General features: G+C 66.8%; 1 protein-coding gene. It reads right to left on the reverse strand.

Annotation, left to right across the window (positions count from 1 at the left end; all coding sequences use genetic code 11):
• On the reverse strand, positions 1–244 hold a 244-nt coding region (locus B4920_RS27540; RefSeq protein ID WP_216820124.1), incomplete at both ends, for a hypothetical protein.

Here is a 244-nt window from a genome sequence, read left to right on the forward strand (position 1 = left end):
CAATAAGGGACGAGTGCCCGGTTGAGGGCCAGCGCCACCAGATGGCAGCCGCTGTGACCCAGACTTAAGGAGTGGCGAGCCCCGGCGTCCACCCTCAGTTCCACCTGAGTGCCGATGGCAAGCTGATGGGAGCCGGCGAGGGGATGCACCACCACGAAGGCCCAGCCCTCGGCGCCCCGCTTGACCGGAATATCCTGATCCACGAACAGCCTGCCTTCCGGGCTGATGGCCCCCATCCGGCAGG

Source organism: Zoogloea sp. LCSB751 (assembly GCF_002028455.1).
Taxonomy (GTDB): domain Bacteria; phylum Pseudomonadota; class Gammaproteobacteria; order Burkholderiales; family Rhodocyclaceae; genus Zoogloea.